Here is a 15,428-nt window from a genome sequence, read left to right on the forward strand (position 1 = left end):
ACCCTGCACCAGCGAGGAGGCGCAGTTGCCCACGCCGACGAGACCCACATGTACTTTGCTCATGATTGGTATATCTTGCCGAGGTCCGCGACCGACTGCCGCATCAGGTCGCGCAGTTCGGCGGGGGCCAGGACCTCGACGCTCGCGCCCATCCGCAGCAGCAGCCAGCGGGCGTGCCTGACCGACTCGATGGGCACGGTCACCGTCCGCCACCCGTCGGGGTCGGGCTCCGGCATCGGCACGGGCATGCTGAGGGTGTACTCCAGCAGGCTCTCCGCGCCGGGCTCGAACCTGATGACGGCCTCGGCGGTGTACATCTTCTCCCTGAAGTCCTTGGCGTAGGCCTGCCAGAACTCCGCCAGCTCGAAGCCGGGCGGCCGCTCGAAGCGGCCCTGCAGGGTCTCCATCGCCAGGATGCGCGAGACGCGGTAGGTGCGCGGGTCGCCGCCGGGCGGGGCGGCGACCATGTACCACGAGCCGCCCTTGAGGACCAGCCCGTACGGATGGATCACCCTGTCCACCTCCTGGCGCCCCCACCGCCGGTACCTCATGCGCAGCGGACGGTGGTCCCACACCGCCTCGGCCACCTCGGCCAGGTGCGGCACGTCGTCGGCGCCCCGGTACCAGCCCGGCACGTCGAGGTGGAAGCGCTCGCGCATCATGGTCGCCCGGGAGCGCGGCTCGGGCGGCAGGGCGGCCAGCAGCTTCAGCTCGGCGTTGGCCGCCACCTCCCCGAGGCCCAGCTCGGCCGCGGGGCCGGGCATCCCGGCCAGGAACAGCGAGGAGGCCTCGGCCGCGGTGAGCCCGTTGAGCCTGGTGCGGTAGCCGTCGAGCAACTGGTAGCCGCCCGCGGGACCGCGGTCGGCGTAGACCGGCACACCGGAGGAGGACAGGGCCTCGACGTCGCGGTAGACGGTCCTGACCGACACCTCGAGCTCCTCGGCCAGCTCGGTGGCGGTCATGCGGCCGCGCGTCTGGAGCAGCAACAGGAGGGAGAGCAGACGGCTGGCGCGCATGTCCCCATTGTGTCCTCAGGAGAAAAGGGGTTGAGCCTCACGTAACGGGAGCCTTTAGCGTCCTCGGCATGAAGTTCACCGTTCACGACACCTTCTCCGCGATGGCCGACCTGCTGGAGCGCCCTCTCGAGGAGCGCCCCGCCCTGCTGACGGCGATGCTGGCGCCCATGCGGGCCTCCATCCCCATGCCGGGCGACAGCGTCGACCTCCACCACATGGGCTCGGGCTTCCGCGTCGACCGCGAGGACGAGCGCTACCTGCCCGCCGTGCGAAACCTCATCGACAGGGACGTCAGGGGCCGGATCGAGCGGGCGCTGGCCGACGCCGCCGACCGTCTGAGGAGCTTCGACGGCCCCGACCACCTGAACGTGATGTTCGTTCTCGGCGACCCCGACGACGACTATCTCATGGACGTCGCGGGCGGCTACTACGGCATGGGCTCCTACGGCGACTGGCTCTACGTCATCGCCTGGCCCCGCGAGGACGTCATCGACAGGATCGCGCACTGCGCGGTGCACGAGTTCCACCACAACGTCCGCTTCCGCAACGTCGAGTGGAACCCCGAGACCGTCACCGTCGGCGAGCACGTCGTCGCCGAGGGCCTGGCCGAGGCGTTCGTCCGCGAGATGTCAGGCCCGGGGGCGATGGGTCCGTGGACGACCCGCCCGCTCGCCGACGAGGTCTTCGCCAGGATCGAAGCCGATCTCGACCTGGCCGGCATGCAGAACACGCCCGCGTACGTGCTCGGCGACTCGGCGATGAGCAGGTTCGGCCAGGAGCCGCGCGGCATCTCCGACATGGCGGGCTACCCCGCGGGCCTGCGCCTGGTCGAGGCGCACCTGGAGGCCACCGGCATGTCGGCGACGGAGTGCACCACGCTGCCCGCCGAGGAGATCCTCGAGTCCTGGCGGGCGAGGCCCCGGTAAGCCGGCTCATCCAGGTGGCGGGTTCATCTCAGGCGGGGTTCATCCCGGGGCGGGTTCAGCCCGGGGGCGGGTTCAGCCCGGGGGCGGGTTCAGCCCGGGGGCGGGTTCAGCCGGGGGCGACGAAGCCCGACTCGTAGGCGGCGATGACGGCCTGGGTGCGGTCGCGGGCGTCGAGCTTGGCCAGCACGTTGCCGACGTGGGTCTTGACCGTCTCCTGGCTGACCACCAGCTCGGCGGCGATCTCCCCGTTGGAAAGCCCCCTGGCCATCAGGCGCAGCACGTCGCCCTCGCGCCCCGTGAGCCTGCCGATGCCGGGCACCTGCGCGGTATGACCGCGCGTGGCCGCCAGCGCGCGGATCGCGGCGGGGAACAGCAGCGCCTCGCCCGCGGCCACCACCCGTACGGCCCGCACCAGGTCGTCGGGCTTGGTGCGCTTCAGCAGGAAGCCGCTCGCCCCCGCTCTCAGCGCGTCGTAGACGTAGTCGTCGTTCTCGAACGTCGTCACGACGAGCACCTTGGGCGGGTCGTCGAGCGCGACCAGCTGCCTGGTGGCCTGGATGCCGTCGACGCGCGGCATCCTGACGTCCATCAGCACCACGTCGGGACGCTGCGCGCGCACCACGGGGACGACCTCGGCGCCGTCGGCCGCCTCGCCGACGACGCTCAGGTCCGGTTCGGAGTCGACGATGATCCGCAGGCCGGTGCGGATGAGGGCCTCGTCGTCGGCGATCACGACCTTGAGCATCACACCCCCGACCGTAGCGGCAGTCGCACCGACACCTGCCACTCGCCCGCCTCCACGGGGCCGGCGTGGAGCGTGCCGCGCAGCAGCCCGACCCTTTCGCGCATGCCGGCGACGCCTCTGCCGCCGCCGTGCCCTCCGGCGCCCGCGGCGTTGGTGACCTCGATGCTCAGCTGGTCCTCCCGCACGGCGGCGGCCAGCCGTACGGTGCCGTGGCCGTGCTTGATGGCGTTGGTCAGCGCCTCCTGGACGATCCTGTAGGCCTCCCTCGAGACCACGGCGGGCACCGCCGAGAGGTCGCCCACCTCGCGCGTGACGTCGGCGCCCGAGGTGCGGATCAGCTCGTCGAGGTCGGCGAGGGTCGCCTGCGGCGCCCTGGCCTGCGGATCCTCCCTCAGGACGCCCAGCACGTGGTCGAGGTCCTCCAGCGCGGCCCTGGCCGACTGCTCGATGGCCTCCAGCGCGATCCTGGCGGTCGCGGGGTCGCGGTCGAGCACCCTGCCGGCCGCCGCGGCCTGCAGGGTGACCACGCTCAGCGCGTGACCGACGGAGTCGTGCAGCTCGCGGGCCAGCCTGTTGCGCTCGGCGAGCGTGCGGGCCTGCTCCTCGGCGAGGGCGAGCCGGTCGGAGGGCGAGGGGCCGAGCAGCACGGGCGCCAGCCTGGCCAGCAGCGCGCCCGCCCCCTGGACCAGCGCCACCAGCAGGACCAGGAAGGCGAGCCCGCCCAGCGGCCACCAGCCGAGCGGGGGACCCTGGCCGAGGATGCCGAACCTGTCACCGGTGAAGGGCACCGCCATCGACCACACCACGAACGGCACGACCGCCAGCGTGACGCCGCTGACGACCCCGCCCACACCCAGGTGCAGCGTGAACCACGCCGCCATGCGCCGCCGCTCGGCCCAGGTGCGGGCGCGGCGGGGCAGCGGGTCGATCCGCACGCCGAGCAGCCCCTCGGCCGCCGACACCTCGAAGGCGCGCAGCGGCAGGAACAGACCCGTCAGCGCCACCACGGGCAGCACCGCGACGAAGACCAGCACGTCGATGGGGAGGAGCAGGTCGGCGCCCACTCTGCCGACCGTGCCGCTGACCAGCACCCCGAGCATCATGTACGGCATCAGCAGCGCCCCACCGAGGACGAGGCAGGCCCATCTGCGGGCGACAAGGGTCCATCTCACAGAAGCCATTCTATGTCGACGTTTATTCACTCCGAGCGAAATGCGCTTTTGGTGAAATCTGCTCACGGAGAAAGTCATGACTAATTCGAGGCGCTTCTGGATAACGTCGCATTAGTACCGAGAGAAAGGCGCACGCATGACAGAGGCCACTCGCACCGCCTGGCCGGAACAGCTCGGCCAGCGCTTGCTGAGGGAGCGCATTGTCGTTCTCGGCCAGGAGGTCGACGACGAGATATGCAATCGACTGTGCGGCGAGCTGCTTTTGCTGGCGGCCGAGGACCCGCACCGCGACATCACTCTTTACATCAATTCCCCCGGCGGTTCGGTGTCCGCGGGGATGGCGCTCTACGACATGATGCAGTTCGTTCCCTGCGACGTCTCGACGGTCGCGATGGGCTTCGCCGCCTCCATGGGTCAGTTCCTGCTCAGCGGCGGCACGCGGGGCAAGCGCTACGCTCTCCCGCACGCCAGGATCGTCATGCACCAGCCGCTCGGCGGCATCGGCGGCACCGCCACCGACATCCAGATCCAGGCCGAGAACATGATCTACACCAAGCGCCTGATGGCCGAGCTCATCGCGCAGCACACCGGGCAGCCGCTCGAGCGCATTCAGGCCGACTCCGACAGGGACCGCTGGTTCACCGCGCAGGAGGCCAGGGAGTACGGGTTCGTCGACCATGTCGTGGCCAACGCCAACGGGGTGATCCAGCGATGAACGCCAGGTACGTGCTGCCCTCCTTCGTCGAGCGCACCAGCTACGGCGTGAAGGAGATGAACCCCTACAACAAGCTGTTCGAGGACCGCATCATCTTCATCGGCACGCCGATCGACGACACCTCGGCCAACGACGTGATGGCGCAGTTGCTCACCCTGGAGGGGCTCGACCCCGACCGCGACATCCAGCTCTACATCAACTCTCCTGGCGGCTCGTTCACCGCGATGACAGCCATCTACGACACGATGCAGTTCGTCAGGCCCGAGATCCAGACGGTGTGCATCGGTGAGGCCAGTTCGGCCGCCGCGGTGCTGCTGGCCGCAGGCGCGCCGGGCAAGCGGGCCGCGCTGCCGCACGCGCGCATCCTGCTCCACCAGCCCGCCACCGAGGGGGCCAGGGGCCAGTCGAGCGACCTGGAGATCCACGCGCGCGAGATCCTGCGGATGCGCGACCAGCAGGAGGAGATCCTGGCCAAGCACACGGGGCGGCCTGCGGCGGAGGTCAGGAAGGACATCGAGCGCGACCGGTTCATGACGGCCGAACAGGCCCGCACGTACCGGTTGATCGACGACGTGTTCGCCAGCAGGAAGCGACCGCTGGCCGCCGCCCACTGAGCGGGTCCCTTCCCCGCACCTCCCATGGCGGGGGCGCTCGCAGGTCACGGTGGGCGCTCTCTCCGGTCCCCGCGCGACGATGGGCCGCGCGGGGACCGGATCCCACCGGCCCGCACCGCACCCCACCGACCGCTCACCCGGCCGCGCACGTTCCCCGAAGGCACCACCCCCAGGGCGTATCACGAAATATCGGCCTATACCCTGCTGAGGGATTGGACGGGTCGCTGCGGGGAGTGCAGGGGTGTCGCTGGAACAGGTCGTCGTACTGCTGGCGGCGGCCGCGGGAGCGGGCTGGATCGACGCCGTCGTGGGCGGCGGCGGTCTGCTGCAGTTGCCCGCCCTCATGGTCGCGGGCGTGCCGACCATCCAGGCCATCGCCACCAACAAGCTGTCGTCCGTCTTCGGCACCGCCTCGGCGGCCGTCACCTACGTCCGCACCACCAAGCTCGACCCGCAGGTGGCCGTCCCCGCGGGGGTGCTCGCCGTCCTGTGCTCGGGGCTCGGCGCCTCCGCCGCCGCGGCGATCTCCTCCGAGGTTCTGCGCCCGCTGGTGATGGTCATCCTGCTGGGCGTGGCCGCCTTCGTGACCCTGCGCCCCTCCTTCGGCGCGCTCCCCCAGCCGCACCTGCGCACCCGCGCGAGAGTGGGGGCGGCGATCCTGGTCTCGGGGGTGCTGATCGCCTTCTACGACGGGATCATGGGCCCCGGCACCGGCACCTTCCTGATCATCGCCTTCACCACGATCCTCGGCCTCGACTTCGTCCACGCCTCGGCCACCTCGAAGATCATCAACACCGGCACCAACCTCGGCGCGCTGCTGGTCTTCGGCTACCAGGGGCACATCCTGTGGGCGCTCGGCCTCGGCATGGCGGTCTGCAACATCGCAGGCGCCCAGCTCGGCGCGAGGATGGCGCTCAGGCGCGGCACCGGCTTCGTCCGCGTCGTGCTGCTGTGCGTCGTGGTGGCGATGGTGGCCAGGCTCGGCTGGCAGCAGTTCGGCTGACACCCGGCCGCCCGGCGTCACGGCCTAGATCGGGTTGCCCTCGTCGGTGTCCTCGCCGGGCGACTGTCCGGGCGTGCTCCTGCCCGTCTCCCCCGGCGAGGGCGAGGGCTGGGGCTCCTGCGGCTCGGGTGAGGCGGGCACCGGCGGCGGGCTCGGCACGTACTGCGTGGGGGGCATCGGCCGCGGCATCGGCGCGCTGTCGTCCCCGCCGCCGAACAGCAGAAGGGCGATCACCGCGCCGAGCAGCACGAGCAGCGCCAGCACCGCGCCGGCGACGAGCACCCTGGTCCTGGTCTCGGTCAGCGGGGGCCTGGGCAGGGGCGGCGCCGGAAGCGCAGGTGCCCTGTCGGCCAGCCAGTACGGGACGAAGTCGGGCCCGTGCACCTCGCCGATCAGCGTGCCGCCCACCATGACGGGCTCGAGGAAGCGTTCGGCGCCCGGCCGTCCCGGCGTGTAGGGCACCGCCACCCACGGCGCGTCGCCCAGCTCCGCGGCCACGACGGGCGGCCCGTCGAGCGTGGTGGTCCTCCCTCTGGCCCTCGCCATCCAGCCCCTGACCCCCGAGGAGGAGCGGATGGCCGTGACGAACCGTTCGCGGGCCGAGGGGTCGAGCGCCGCGCCCCTGGTGAGCAGCGCGATGGACACCGCCCTGCCGTCGGGCCCCTGTCCGAGGTAGACCAGCCCCGCCGGCACCGTGGACAGGCGGGCCTGCACGGCGAACCCCCCGAGTCTTGGCGGGTCACCGTACTGGAGCGGAGCGGCCATGCGAGTCATCAAAGCAGGTATACCCGGCGCGGCGGGTCGTGCACCCATAAGCCTTGTTTGGTGGAATAGCACACATGAGCGCTGCCGAAGAGCTGTCGACAGGTACGGACGCGGCCGTGCTGCGTCAGACCCTTGAGGAGGTCCGGCGCGTCATCGTCGGACAGGATCACATGGTGGAGCGGCTGGTGGTCGCGCTCCTGGCGCGCGGCCACTGCCTGCTGGAGGGCGTGCCCGGCGTGGCGAAGACGCTGGCCGCCTCGACGCTCGCCACGGTGGTGGGCGGCACGTTCGCCCGCATCCAGTTCACCCCCGACCTCGTGCCGAGCGACATCGTCGGCACCCGCGTCTACCACCCCTCCAGCGAGCAGTTCGACGTCGAGCTCGGCCCGGTCTTCGTCAACTTCCTGCTCGCCGACGAGATCAACCGTGCCCCCGCCAAGGTGCAGTCCGCCCTGCTGGAGGTCATGGCCGAGCGCCAGGTCACGCTGGCGGGCGTCACCCACCCGCTGCCCAAGCCCTTCATCGTGCTGGCCACCCAGAACCCGATCGAGTCCGAGGGCGTCTACCCGCTGCCCGAGGTGCAGCGCGACCGCTTCCTGTTCAGGGTCAGGGTGCCGCACCCGACCGCGCAGGAGGAGCTGGAGATCCTGCACAGGATGAGCGTCACGCCACCGGTGCCCGAGCCGATCCTCGACCCCGAGCGGCTGATGGCCCTGCAGCGGCAGGCCGAGCAGGTCTCGGTGCACCAGCTGGTCGCCGACTACGTGGTGCGCCTGGTGATGTCCACCCGCTCCCCCGCCGAGTACGGCATGCCCGACCTGGCCGACACGATCGAGATCGGCGTGAGCCCGCGCGCCACGCTCGGCCTGGTCGCGGCGGGAAGGGCGCTCGCGGTGCTGCGCGGGCGCGACTACCTGCTGCCCGACGACGTGCGCGACGTGGCCGTCGACGTGATGGGCCACCGGCTGATGCTCACCTTCGACGCGCTCGCCGACGGCGTCGACCCCGAGAACGTGGTCAGGCAGGTGCTGCACTCCGTACCGCCGCCGCTCGTCGTCTGGAACCAGGGCCGATGACGAACCAGGCCGAGCAGGCGCTGCGCAGGCTCGAGCTGACGATCAGCCGCAGGCTCGACGGCCTGCTGCACGGCCAGCACCAGGGCCTGCTGCCCGGCCCCGGCAGCGAGGCGGGCGACAGCAGAGTGTACGTGCCCGGCGAGGACGACGTGCGGCGGATGGACTGGGCGGTGACCGCGCGCACGACGGTCCCGCACGTGCGCGACCTGGTCTCCGACAGGGAGCTGGAGACCTGGGCGCTGGCCGATCTCTCGCCCAGCATGGACTTCGGCACCACCGACACCGACAAGCGCGACCTGGTGGTCTCGGCGATCGGCGCGATCGGCTTCCTGACCAGCAGGATGGGCGACCGCTTCGGCGCGCTGGTGCTGCACGACGACGCGCTGCACAGGATGCCCGCCAGGACGGGCAGGCCCGCGCTGTACGGCCTGCTGCACTCGCTGCTCGACGCCCCGAGGGGGCGGGCCGTCCAGGACGCCCCCGATCTGGCCGAGGGGATCGACGTGCTGGCCGCCATGCGCAGACGGCACGGGCTGCGGGTGGTGGTCTCCGACTTCCTCGAGGCGCAGCCGAGCCTCGACCCCGGCGCGGAGCGGGCGTGGGAGCGGCCGATCAGGCGCCTGGCGGCGCGCCACCAGGTGCTGGCGGTCGAGGTGATGGACCCCCGCGAACTGGAGCTTCCCGACGTCGGCACGGTGGCGTTCACGGACCCGGAGACTGGGCACGTAAGCGAGGTACACCTTTCGCCGCGGGTGCGCGCCGCCTACGCAGAGGCGGCGGCCCTGCAGCGGGAGGGCACCCGGGCCGCGCTGCGCAAGGCCGGGGTGGCCCACCTGGTGCTGCGCACCGACAGGGACTGGGTGTTCGACATCGCGCAGTTCGCGCTACGCCAGCGGCGCATGGCGCACCTGGCACACCGGAGGGCTGGCACGTGAGCGAGGAAGCCGACCAGGGACAGGAGAGTCCGTGACGTTCTTGGCGCCGGGATATCTGTGGCTGTTCGCGCTCGTGGCGCTGGTGATCGCGGCCTACGTGGTGGCGCAGTTCAGGCGGCGCCGCTACACCGTGCGCTTCACCAACCTGGCCCTGCTGAACATGGTCGCGCCCCACGGCCCCGGCTGGCGGCGCCACCTCGCGCCCCTGCTGTTCCTGGTGATGATGAGCCTGCTGGTCATCGGCGCGGCCAGGCCCGCCGACCAGGTGCGCGTCCCGCGCGACAGGGCCACCATCATGGTCGCGCTCGACGTGTCGCTGTCGATGGACGCCGACGACGTGCCGCCCAGCAGGATCGCCGCGGCCAGGATCGCGGCGCAGACGTTCGTGCGCGGCCTGCCCGAACGCTTCAACGTCGGCCTCGTCTCCTTCGCCCGCTCCGCCAACGTGGTCATCTCCCCCACCACCGACAGGCAGGCGGTCGTCACCGCGCTCGGCAACCTCAACACCCGTCCCGGCACCGCCATCGGCGAGGCGGTCTTCAACTCCCTCGACTCCATCCGCTCCTTCGACCAGCGCGCGGTCACCGACCCGCCGCCCGCCGCGATCGTGCTGCTGTCCGACGGGGACAACACCTCCGGGCGCTCGGTGAGCGAGGCCGTCGACGCCGCCAAGCAGGCGAGGGTGCCTGTCTCGACCATCGCGTACGGCACGCAGGAGGGCACCGTCATGATCGACGGGCGCCCGGTGACCGTACCGGTGAACAAGGCCACCCTGCAGACGCTGTCGGACGGCACCTCCGGCCGCGCCTACGCCGCCGAGTCGGGCAACGAGCTGCGCCAGGTCTACGAGCAGATCGGCACGTCGCTGGGGTTCAAGACCGTGAGCCAGGAGATCAGCCAGTACTTCATCATCGCGGCGATCGTCGCGGGACTGGTCGTCGCGGCGGCGGCCATCCTGCTCGGCCACCGCATCCCCTAAGCTTTTCGCACGTGGCCCACTATTTCGAGGAGCAGCCCCAGGCTGCGAGCAGACCGTCGAGCGTCGACCTGGTCCTGCCCGACCTGCACCTGAGGCTCGAGACCGACAGGGGCGTCTTCTCCCCCGAAAGGATCGACCTCGGCACCCGCGTCCTGCTGGAGAGCGTGCCCGCGCCTCCGCAGGAGGGCCACCTGCTCGACCTGGGCTGCGGCTACGGCCCCATCGCGCTGACCATGGCCTCGCGCGCACCCTCGGCCACCGTGTGGGCCGTCGACGTCAACAGGCGCTCGCTCGAGCTGACCGAGCGCAACGCCAAGGCCGCCGCCCTCGGCAGGGTGAGACCCGCGCACGTCGACGAGGTTCCCGAGGACGTGCGGTTCGCCGCGATCTGGTCCAACCCGGCGATCCGCATCGGCAAGCAGGCCATGCACGAGATGCTGACCCGCTGGCTGACCAGGCTGACCCCCGACGGGGTCGCCTACCTCGTGGTGCAGAAGCACCTCGGCTCCGACTCCCTGCAGCGCTGGCTGTCCGACCAGGGCTGGCAGGCCACCCGCGAGGCCTCCCGCGCCGCGTACCGAATCCTGAAGGTGACCCGATGAGAAAGCAACTGCGCCCGACCGACGTCAAGCGGCTCAACCGCACCTGGCGCAGGAGCACGGGCAACCGGCTCTCCATGATCGTGGAGTCGGTGACGGGTCCCTTCAACGTGGGCTCCATCTTCCGCAGCGCGGCCGCCTTCGGCGTCGACCAGATCTGGCTGGCGGGCAACGCCACGCCGCCGACCAACCCCAAGGCGGCCAAGGTGGCGCTCGGCACCGACAGGCTCGTGGCGTGGAAGGAGGCCGTCCCCGTGCTCGACGCGGTGCGCGAGGCCAGGGACGACGGCTACACGGTGATCGCGATCGAGCTCACCGGCGAGGCCCAGCCCCTCCACCGCACCAACCTCGACCGCGACGTGTGCCTGGTGGTCGGCAGCGAGGACCACGGCTGCTCCCCCGCCCTGCTGGAGGCCGCCGACCTGGCCGCCTACATCCCGCAGGTCGGGCGGGTCGGCTCCTTCAACGTCGGTGTGGCGGCGGCCATCGCGCTGTCGGAGACGCGACGTCAGGAATGGAGTAAATTGCCCGAGTCGTAACCACGCCGACATGACGCGCCGAGCTCACAAGCGGCATACTCGCCGTGTGCTCAGCCGTCGTTTCGCCTTCCTCGACCATCCTGGCCCGCTGGCCTTCGCTCACCGTGGTGGAGCCCTGGAGGGGCACGAGAACACCGCCGCGGCCTTCGAGCGGGCGGTGCGGTTGGGCTACGAGTACCTCGAGACCGACGCGCACGCGACCTCCGACGGCGTGCTGCTGGCCTTCCACGACCACACGCTCGACAGGGTCACCGACCGCAGGGGCAGGATCGCCGAGCTGCCCTACAGCGCCGTCAGGCAGGCCCGCATCGGCGGCGCCGACGAGATCCCGCTGATGGAGGACCTCCTCGGCTCCTTCCCCTCGGCGAAGTTCAACATCGACGTCAAGGAGGCGGGCGCGATCAGGCCGCTGGCCGACATGGTCAGGCGCACCAACGCCTACGACCGGATCTGCCTGACCTCCTTCTCCGACGAGCGCCTGGCCAGGGCGCGCGCGGCCATGGGCCGCGAGGTCTGCTCGGCGCTCGGCCCTCGCGGCGTCGCCTCCCTGCGCGCGGCCGCCGCCACCTCGGGCTACGGCCGCGTGCTGACCAGGCTGGTCCGCTCGGGCGTGCCCTGCGCGCAGGTGCCGATCGGCTTTCGCGGGCTGCGGGTCACCACCCGCGCCCTGGTGCGTACGGCGCACGCCCTCGGCATGCAGGTCCACGTGTGGACCATCAACGACACCCTGCGCATGGACTATCTGCTCGACCTCGGGGTCGACGGCATCATGACCGACAACATCTCCGGCCTGCGCGACGTCCTCGACCGGCGCGGGCTCTGGCATCCCGGCCAGCTCGCAGCCTAGGAGCCCTCCCTTGGCAGTTCCCACCCCCCCTGCCGTCTTCGACGACTCCCCCACCGCCCGCCGCCGTGAGCAGCGCGGCTGGTACTGGTACGACTGGGCCAACTCGGCCTTCCCGACCACGGTGCTCACGGTCTTCCTGGGGCCCTACCTCACCGACGTCGCCGAGGCGGCGGCGGCCGGCGCTCCCTACGTGGACGTGCTCGGCTTCGACGTGCGGCCGAGCGCCTACTACTCCTTCGTGGTCGGCGTGGCGGCGGTGCTGCAGATCGTGCTGATGCCGATCGCGGGAGCGCTGGCCGACCACACCGGGCGCAAGAAGGAGCTCATGGGCTTCTTCGCCATGCTCGGCGCGGCGGCGACGGTGTGCTTCTGGTTCGCGGGCGACGGGCGCTACCTGCTGGGCGGCGCGCTGTTCCTGGTCGCCAACGTCGGGTTCGCGTGCGCGTTCGTCATCTACAACTCCTTCCTGCCCGAGATCGCCTCGCCCTCCGAGCGCGACAGGGTCTCGGGCATGGGGTGGGGGTTCGGCTACCTCGGCGGCGGGCTGCTGCTGGCCGTCCACCTGGTGCTGTTCCTGCGGGCCGAGTCGTTCGGCATCGACTCCGGCACCGCCGCGCGCATCGCGCTCAGCTCGGCGGGGCTGTGGTGGGGCGGGTTCACGATCATCCCGCTGCTGCGGCTGCGCAACAGGCGCGGCCTGGCCGCCCGCGGCGAGAGCGCGGGCCAGGCGGTCGCGGGCAGCTTCAGGCAGCTCGGCAGGACCGCCATGGACCTGCGCCGCTACCCGCTCACGCTGGCCTTCCTGGTGGCCTACCTGCTCTACAACGACGGCGTGCAGACCGTGATCTCCTTCTCGGCCACCTTCGCCGACAAGGAGCTCGAGCTCTCCCAGACCGTGCAGATCGGCGCGATCCTCATGGTGCAGTTCGTCGCCTTCGGCGGCGCGCTGGCGCTGAGCAGGATGGCCAGGACCTTCGGCGCCAAGCGGGTGGTGCTGGCGGCGCTGGTGGCGTGGACGGGCGTCGTCTGCGTGGCCTACTTCCTGCCCAAGGGGTCGGCGACGGCCTTCTTCGCCCTGGGGTTCGCGATCGCGATCGTCATGGGCGGCACGCAGGCGCTGTCGCGCTCGCTGTTCTCGCACGTGATCCCGCGCGGCAAGGAGGCCGAGTACTACAGCCTCTACGAGATCAGCGACAAGGGCTCGACGTTCCTGGGCTCCTTCACGCTCGGCATGGCGCTGCAGCTGACCGACAGCTACCGGCTGGGCATCATCTCGCTGATCGTCTTCTTCGTGCTCGGCGGGGCGCTGCTGGCGGCCGTCAACCTGCCCAAGGCGATCCGCGCGGCGGGCAACGAGGTGCCAGAGCGCCTGTGATGGCATGCTGAGAGGATGGAAGGGCCGGAGCTGAGCATTCGCTTCGACGCCGACCTGTGGCTGTTCCTGGCGCCACGGCACCGGCGCGAGCGCGTGCCCGTGGCCTACGACGGCACCTCCTCGCTCGGCCACGTGGTCGAGTCACTCGGTGTCCCGCTGCCCGAGGTCGGCCGCCTCGTCGTCGACGGCAGGCCGGTGCCGCCCTCCCATCGGCCGGGCGACGGCGACGTCGTCGGGGTGCTGCCGGCGGCGCGGCCGCAGGCGCTGCCGATCGCACCGCCGCGCTTCCTGCTCGACGTGCATCTCGGCACGCTCGCCAGGCGGCTGCGGCTGCTGGGCGTGGACACGGCCTACCACAACGACCGTGACGACGACGCCCTGGTCAGGTGGGCCAACGCCGAGCGGAGGCTGCTGCTGACCAGAGACCGGGGCCTGCTGCGCCGCAGGGCGCTGTGGCTCGGCGCCTACGTGCGGGGGGAGCGCGCCGACGAGCAGCTCGCCGACGTGCTCGACCGGTTCGCGCCGCCGCTGGCGCCATGGACCAGGTGCACGGCGTGCAACGGGAAGCTGTCGCCCGTCGACAAGGCCGACGTCGAAGCCCTGCTCGAACCCGGCACCCGCCACAGCTACGACGTCTTCGCGCGCTGCGCGGCGTGCGGCCGTGTCTACTGGCGCGGCGCCCATGCCCACCGCCTCGAGCACATCGTGGCCGCGGCCGTACGGCCCGCGCCTCGCGGGTGAGGGGGTCAGCTCCCCTGGGGAGCCGCCAGCACCATGGTGCCGGGGCCCTGGGCGGCGCCGGGTCCCCCCATGACGGTGATGGTGTCGGCGTTGGCCTCCCCGCCGCAGTGCGGGCAGGTGACGACGGGCGTGAACAGCTGCCCGCAGGAGTGCACCAGCAGCGCGGGAGGGCCGCCGGGCGGAGTCGACCACTTGTCGCCCCACGCCATCAGCGTGATCAGCGCGGGCACGATCTCGCGCCCCGCCTCGGCCAGGTGGTACTCGTAGCGGACCGGCCGCTCCTGGTAGGGCCTGCGCTCGACCACCCCGGCCTCGACCAGCCGTTCGAGCCTTGCGGTCAGCAGGTTGCGGGAGATCCCGAGATCCTGCGCCAGTTCGTCGAACCTGCGCACGCCCAGGAACAGGTCGCGAAGGATCAGCGGTGTCCACGGCTCGCCGATCACCCCCACCGCCTGAGCGATCGAGCAGTGCATCTCCCCGAACCTGTTCATGACCCCAGCATAGTCAGTTGTTAAAGTGAACTCGAAGTGTTCCGCGCCCTCCATGCGCAGGCCACAATGAGAGCATGCCGCTGAAGGTCCTTCTCGCCGAGGACATGCAGATCCTGCGCGAGGCCCTGGCCGAGCTGCTCTCCCAGGAGGACGACCTCGAGGTGGTGGCGAGCGTCTCGGCCGGCGACGAGATCGTGCCCGCGGCGCTGGCGTGGCTGCCCGACGTCGCGGTCATCGACATCGACCTGCCGTCACTCGACGGCATCAGCGCCGCCGCGCTGCTGCGCGAGCGGCTGCCCTCGTGCCGCTCGCTGATCCTCACCGCGCTCCACCGACCAGGCCAGGTACGGCGGGCGCTGGCCGCAGGGGTGCAGGGCTTCCTGCCCAAGGACGTGAAGCCCGGCGAGCTGGCGGCGGCCATCAGGACGGTCGCGGCGGGAGGGCGGGTGATCGACGCCGCGCTGGCGCTGTCGGCGCTGGAGGCCGGAGAGAGCCCGCTCACGCCGCGCGAGAGCGAGGTGCTACGGATGTCGGCCACGGGGGCGCAGCCTGCCGAGATCGCCGAACGGCTGTTCCTGAGCTACGGCACGGTTCGCAACTACCTCACCACGGCCGTCGTGAAGCTGGGCGCCCGCAACAGGGTCGACGCCATCCGCATCGCCACGGAGTCCGGCTGGCTGTGACGGTGCCGTCGGGAACTCCGCGACCAGCTCGAACCAGCCCCTCTCGTCCACGCCCGCCCTGAGGCCGCCGCGGGCCCGTTCGGCCAGCCCCGCCAGGCCGCTCCCGCTTCGCGCGCTGCCCTCCGCCCGTTCGCCGCCCGCCGCCACGCCGTCGTTGGCGACGCGCAGCCGTACCCGCCCGGGTGTGGAGGTGATCTCGATCTCGCA

General features: G+C 71.4%; 18 protein-coding genes. 13 read left to right on the top strand and 5 right to left on the bottom strand.

Annotated features, from left to right (window positions below):
- Positions 1-59: 59 nt before the first annotated feature.
- On the bottom strand, positions 60-1,016 hold the full coding sequence (locus tag ABFX55_RS16675) for a helix-turn-helix transcriptional regulator (protein WP_346119254.1): 957 nt from the start codon (positions 1,014-1,016) through the stop codon (positions 60-62).
- 68 nt (positions 1,017-1,084) lie between these two features.
- Here ABFX55_RS16675 and ABFX55_RS16680 point away from each other — a divergent pair, with 68 nt between their 5' ends.
- Complete coding sequence (locus ABFX55_RS16680) at positions 1,085-1,942, top strand: DUF2268 domain-containing putative Zn-dependent protease (RefSeq protein WP_346122030.1); 858 nt, start codon at positions 1,085-1,087, stop codon at positions 1,940-1,942.
- Positions 1,943-2,048: 106 nt separating this feature from the next.
- On the opposite strand, the gene ABFX55_RS16685 is transcribed toward ABFX55_RS16680, so the two are convergent.
- Positions 2,049-2,687: a response regulator transcription factor gene (locus ABFX55_RS16685; protein ID WP_346122516.1), complete on the bottom strand. Its 639-nt coding sequence runs from the start codon at positions 2,685-2,687 to the stop codon at positions 2,049-2,051.
- Positions 2,687-3,859 (bottom strand): sensor histidine kinase, encoded by a 1,173-nt coding sequence (locus tag ABFX55_RS16690; protein ID WP_346122032.1) that lies wholly within the window; start codon positions 3,857-3,859, stop codon positions 2,687-2,689. Before ABFX55_RS16690 ends, ABFX55_RS16685 begins: the two co-directional genes overlap by 1 nt.
- A 136-nt stretch (positions 3,860-3,995) precedes the next feature.
- Between ABFX55_RS16690 and ABFX55_RS16695 the strand changes: the two genes are divergently transcribed.
- From ABFX55_RS16695 to ABFX55_RS16705, 3 genes are all read left to right on the top strand, one after another.
- On the top strand, positions 3,996-4,574 hold the full coding sequence (locus ABFX55_RS16695) for a ClpP family protease (RefSeq protein WP_346122034.1): 579 nt from the start codon (positions 3,996-3,998) through the stop codon (positions 4,572-4,574).
- Positions 4,571-5,188: an ATP-dependent Clp protease proteolytic subunit gene (locus ABFX55_RS16700; protein WP_346122036.1), complete on the top strand. Its 618-nt coding sequence runs from the start codon at positions 4,571-4,573 to the stop codon at positions 5,186-5,188. Before ABFX55_RS16695 ends, ABFX55_RS16700 begins: the two co-directional genes overlap by 4 nt.
- Positions 5,189-5,429: 241 nt before the next feature.
- Positions 5,430-6,191 (top strand): TSUP family transporter, encoded by a 762-nt coding sequence (locus ABFX55_RS16705; RefSeq protein ID WP_346122038.1) that lies wholly within the window; start codon positions 5,430-5,432, stop codon positions 6,189-6,191.
- A 24-nt stretch (positions 6,192-6,215) separates the two neighbouring features.
- Here the strand turns inward: ABFX55_RS16705 and ABFX55_RS16710 are convergent, their stop codons facing one another.
- On the bottom strand, positions 6,216-6,956 hold the full coding sequence (locus tag ABFX55_RS16710; RefSeq protein WP_346122040.1) for a hypothetical protein: 741 nt from the start codon (positions 6,954-6,956) through the stop codon (positions 6,216-6,218).
- Between the two features lie 74 nt (positions 6,957-7,030).
- Between ABFX55_RS16710 and ABFX55_RS16715 the strand changes: the two genes are divergently transcribed.
- Genes ABFX55_RS16715 through ABFX55_RS16750 form a run of 8 tightly spaced genes read left to right on the top strand, consistent with a single transcriptional unit; the run spans position 7,031 to position 14,047 of the window.
- Positions 7,031-8,032 (top strand): AAA family ATPase, encoded by a 1,002-nt coding sequence (locus ABFX55_RS16715; protein ID WP_346122042.1) that lies wholly within the window; start codon positions 7,031-7,033, stop codon positions 8,030-8,032.
- Positions 8,029-8,967, top strand: a complete 939-nt coding sequence (locus ABFX55_RS16720) for a DUF58 domain-containing protein (protein WP_346122044.1) — start codon at positions 8,029-8,031, stop codon at positions 8,965-8,967. The genes ABFX55_RS16715 and ABFX55_RS16720 overlap by 4 nt, the downstream gene beginning before the upstream one ends.
- A 31-nt stretch (positions 8,968-8,998) precedes the next feature.
- On the top strand, positions 8,999-9,946 hold the full coding sequence (locus ABFX55_RS16725; protein ID WP_346122046.1) for a VWA domain-containing protein: 948 nt from the start codon (positions 8,999-9,001) through the stop codon (positions 9,944-9,946).
- Between the two features lie 11 nt (positions 9,947-9,957).
- Positions 9,958-10,548, top strand: a complete 591-nt coding sequence (locus tag ABFX55_RS16730; protein WP_346122048.1) for a class I SAM-dependent methyltransferase — start codon at positions 9,958-9,960, stop codon at positions 10,546-10,548.
- The gene (locus tag ABFX55_RS16735) at positions 10,545-11,084 is read left to right on the top strand and encodes a TrmH family RNA methyltransferase (RefSeq protein ID WP_183661548.1); all 540 of its coding nucleotides are present in this window, start codon (positions 10,545-10,547) and stop codon (positions 11,082-11,084) included. Before ABFX55_RS16730 ends, ABFX55_RS16735 begins: the two co-directional genes overlap by 4 nt.
- Before the next feature lie 46 nt (positions 11,085-11,130).
- Complete coding sequence (locus ABFX55_RS16740) at positions 11,131-11,931, top strand: glycerophosphodiester phosphodiesterase family protein (RefSeq protein ID WP_346122050.1); 801 nt, start codon at positions 11,131-11,133, stop codon at positions 11,929-11,931.
- Positions 11,932-11,941: 10 nt separating this feature from the next.
- Complete coding sequence (locus ABFX55_RS16745) at positions 11,942-13,306, top strand: MFS transporter (protein WP_346122052.1); 1,365 nt, start codon at positions 11,942-11,944, stop codon at positions 13,304-13,306.
- A gap of 15 nt (positions 13,307-13,321) precedes the next feature.
- On the top strand, positions 13,322-14,047 hold the full coding sequence (locus tag ABFX55_RS16750; RefSeq protein WP_346122054.1) for a Mut7-C RNAse domain-containing protein: 726 nt from the start codon (positions 13,322-13,324) through the stop codon (positions 14,045-14,047).
- A 5-nt stretch (positions 14,048-14,052) separates the two neighbouring features.
- On the opposite strand, the gene ABFX55_RS16755 is transcribed toward ABFX55_RS16750, so the two are convergent.
- On the bottom strand, positions 14,053-14,538 hold the full coding sequence (locus ABFX55_RS16755) for a winged helix-turn-helix transcriptional regulator (protein ID WP_346122056.1): 486 nt from the start codon (positions 14,536-14,538) through the stop codon (positions 14,053-14,055).
- A gap of 74 nt (positions 14,539-14,612) precedes the next feature.
- Between ABFX55_RS16755 and ABFX55_RS16760 the strand changes: the two genes are divergently transcribed.
- Entirely contained in the window at positions 14,613-15,221 is a 609-nt protein-coding gene (locus ABFX55_RS16760; RefSeq protein ID WP_346122058.1) for a response regulator transcription factor, read from the top strand.
- The last annotated feature ends 207 nt before the right edge of the window (positions 15,222-15,428 follow it).

This window comes from Nonomuraea roseola (genome assembly GCF_039535395.1).
Classification (GTDB): Bacteria; Actinomycetota; Actinomycetes; order Streptosporangiales; family Streptosporangiaceae; genus Nonomuraea; species Nonomuraea roseola.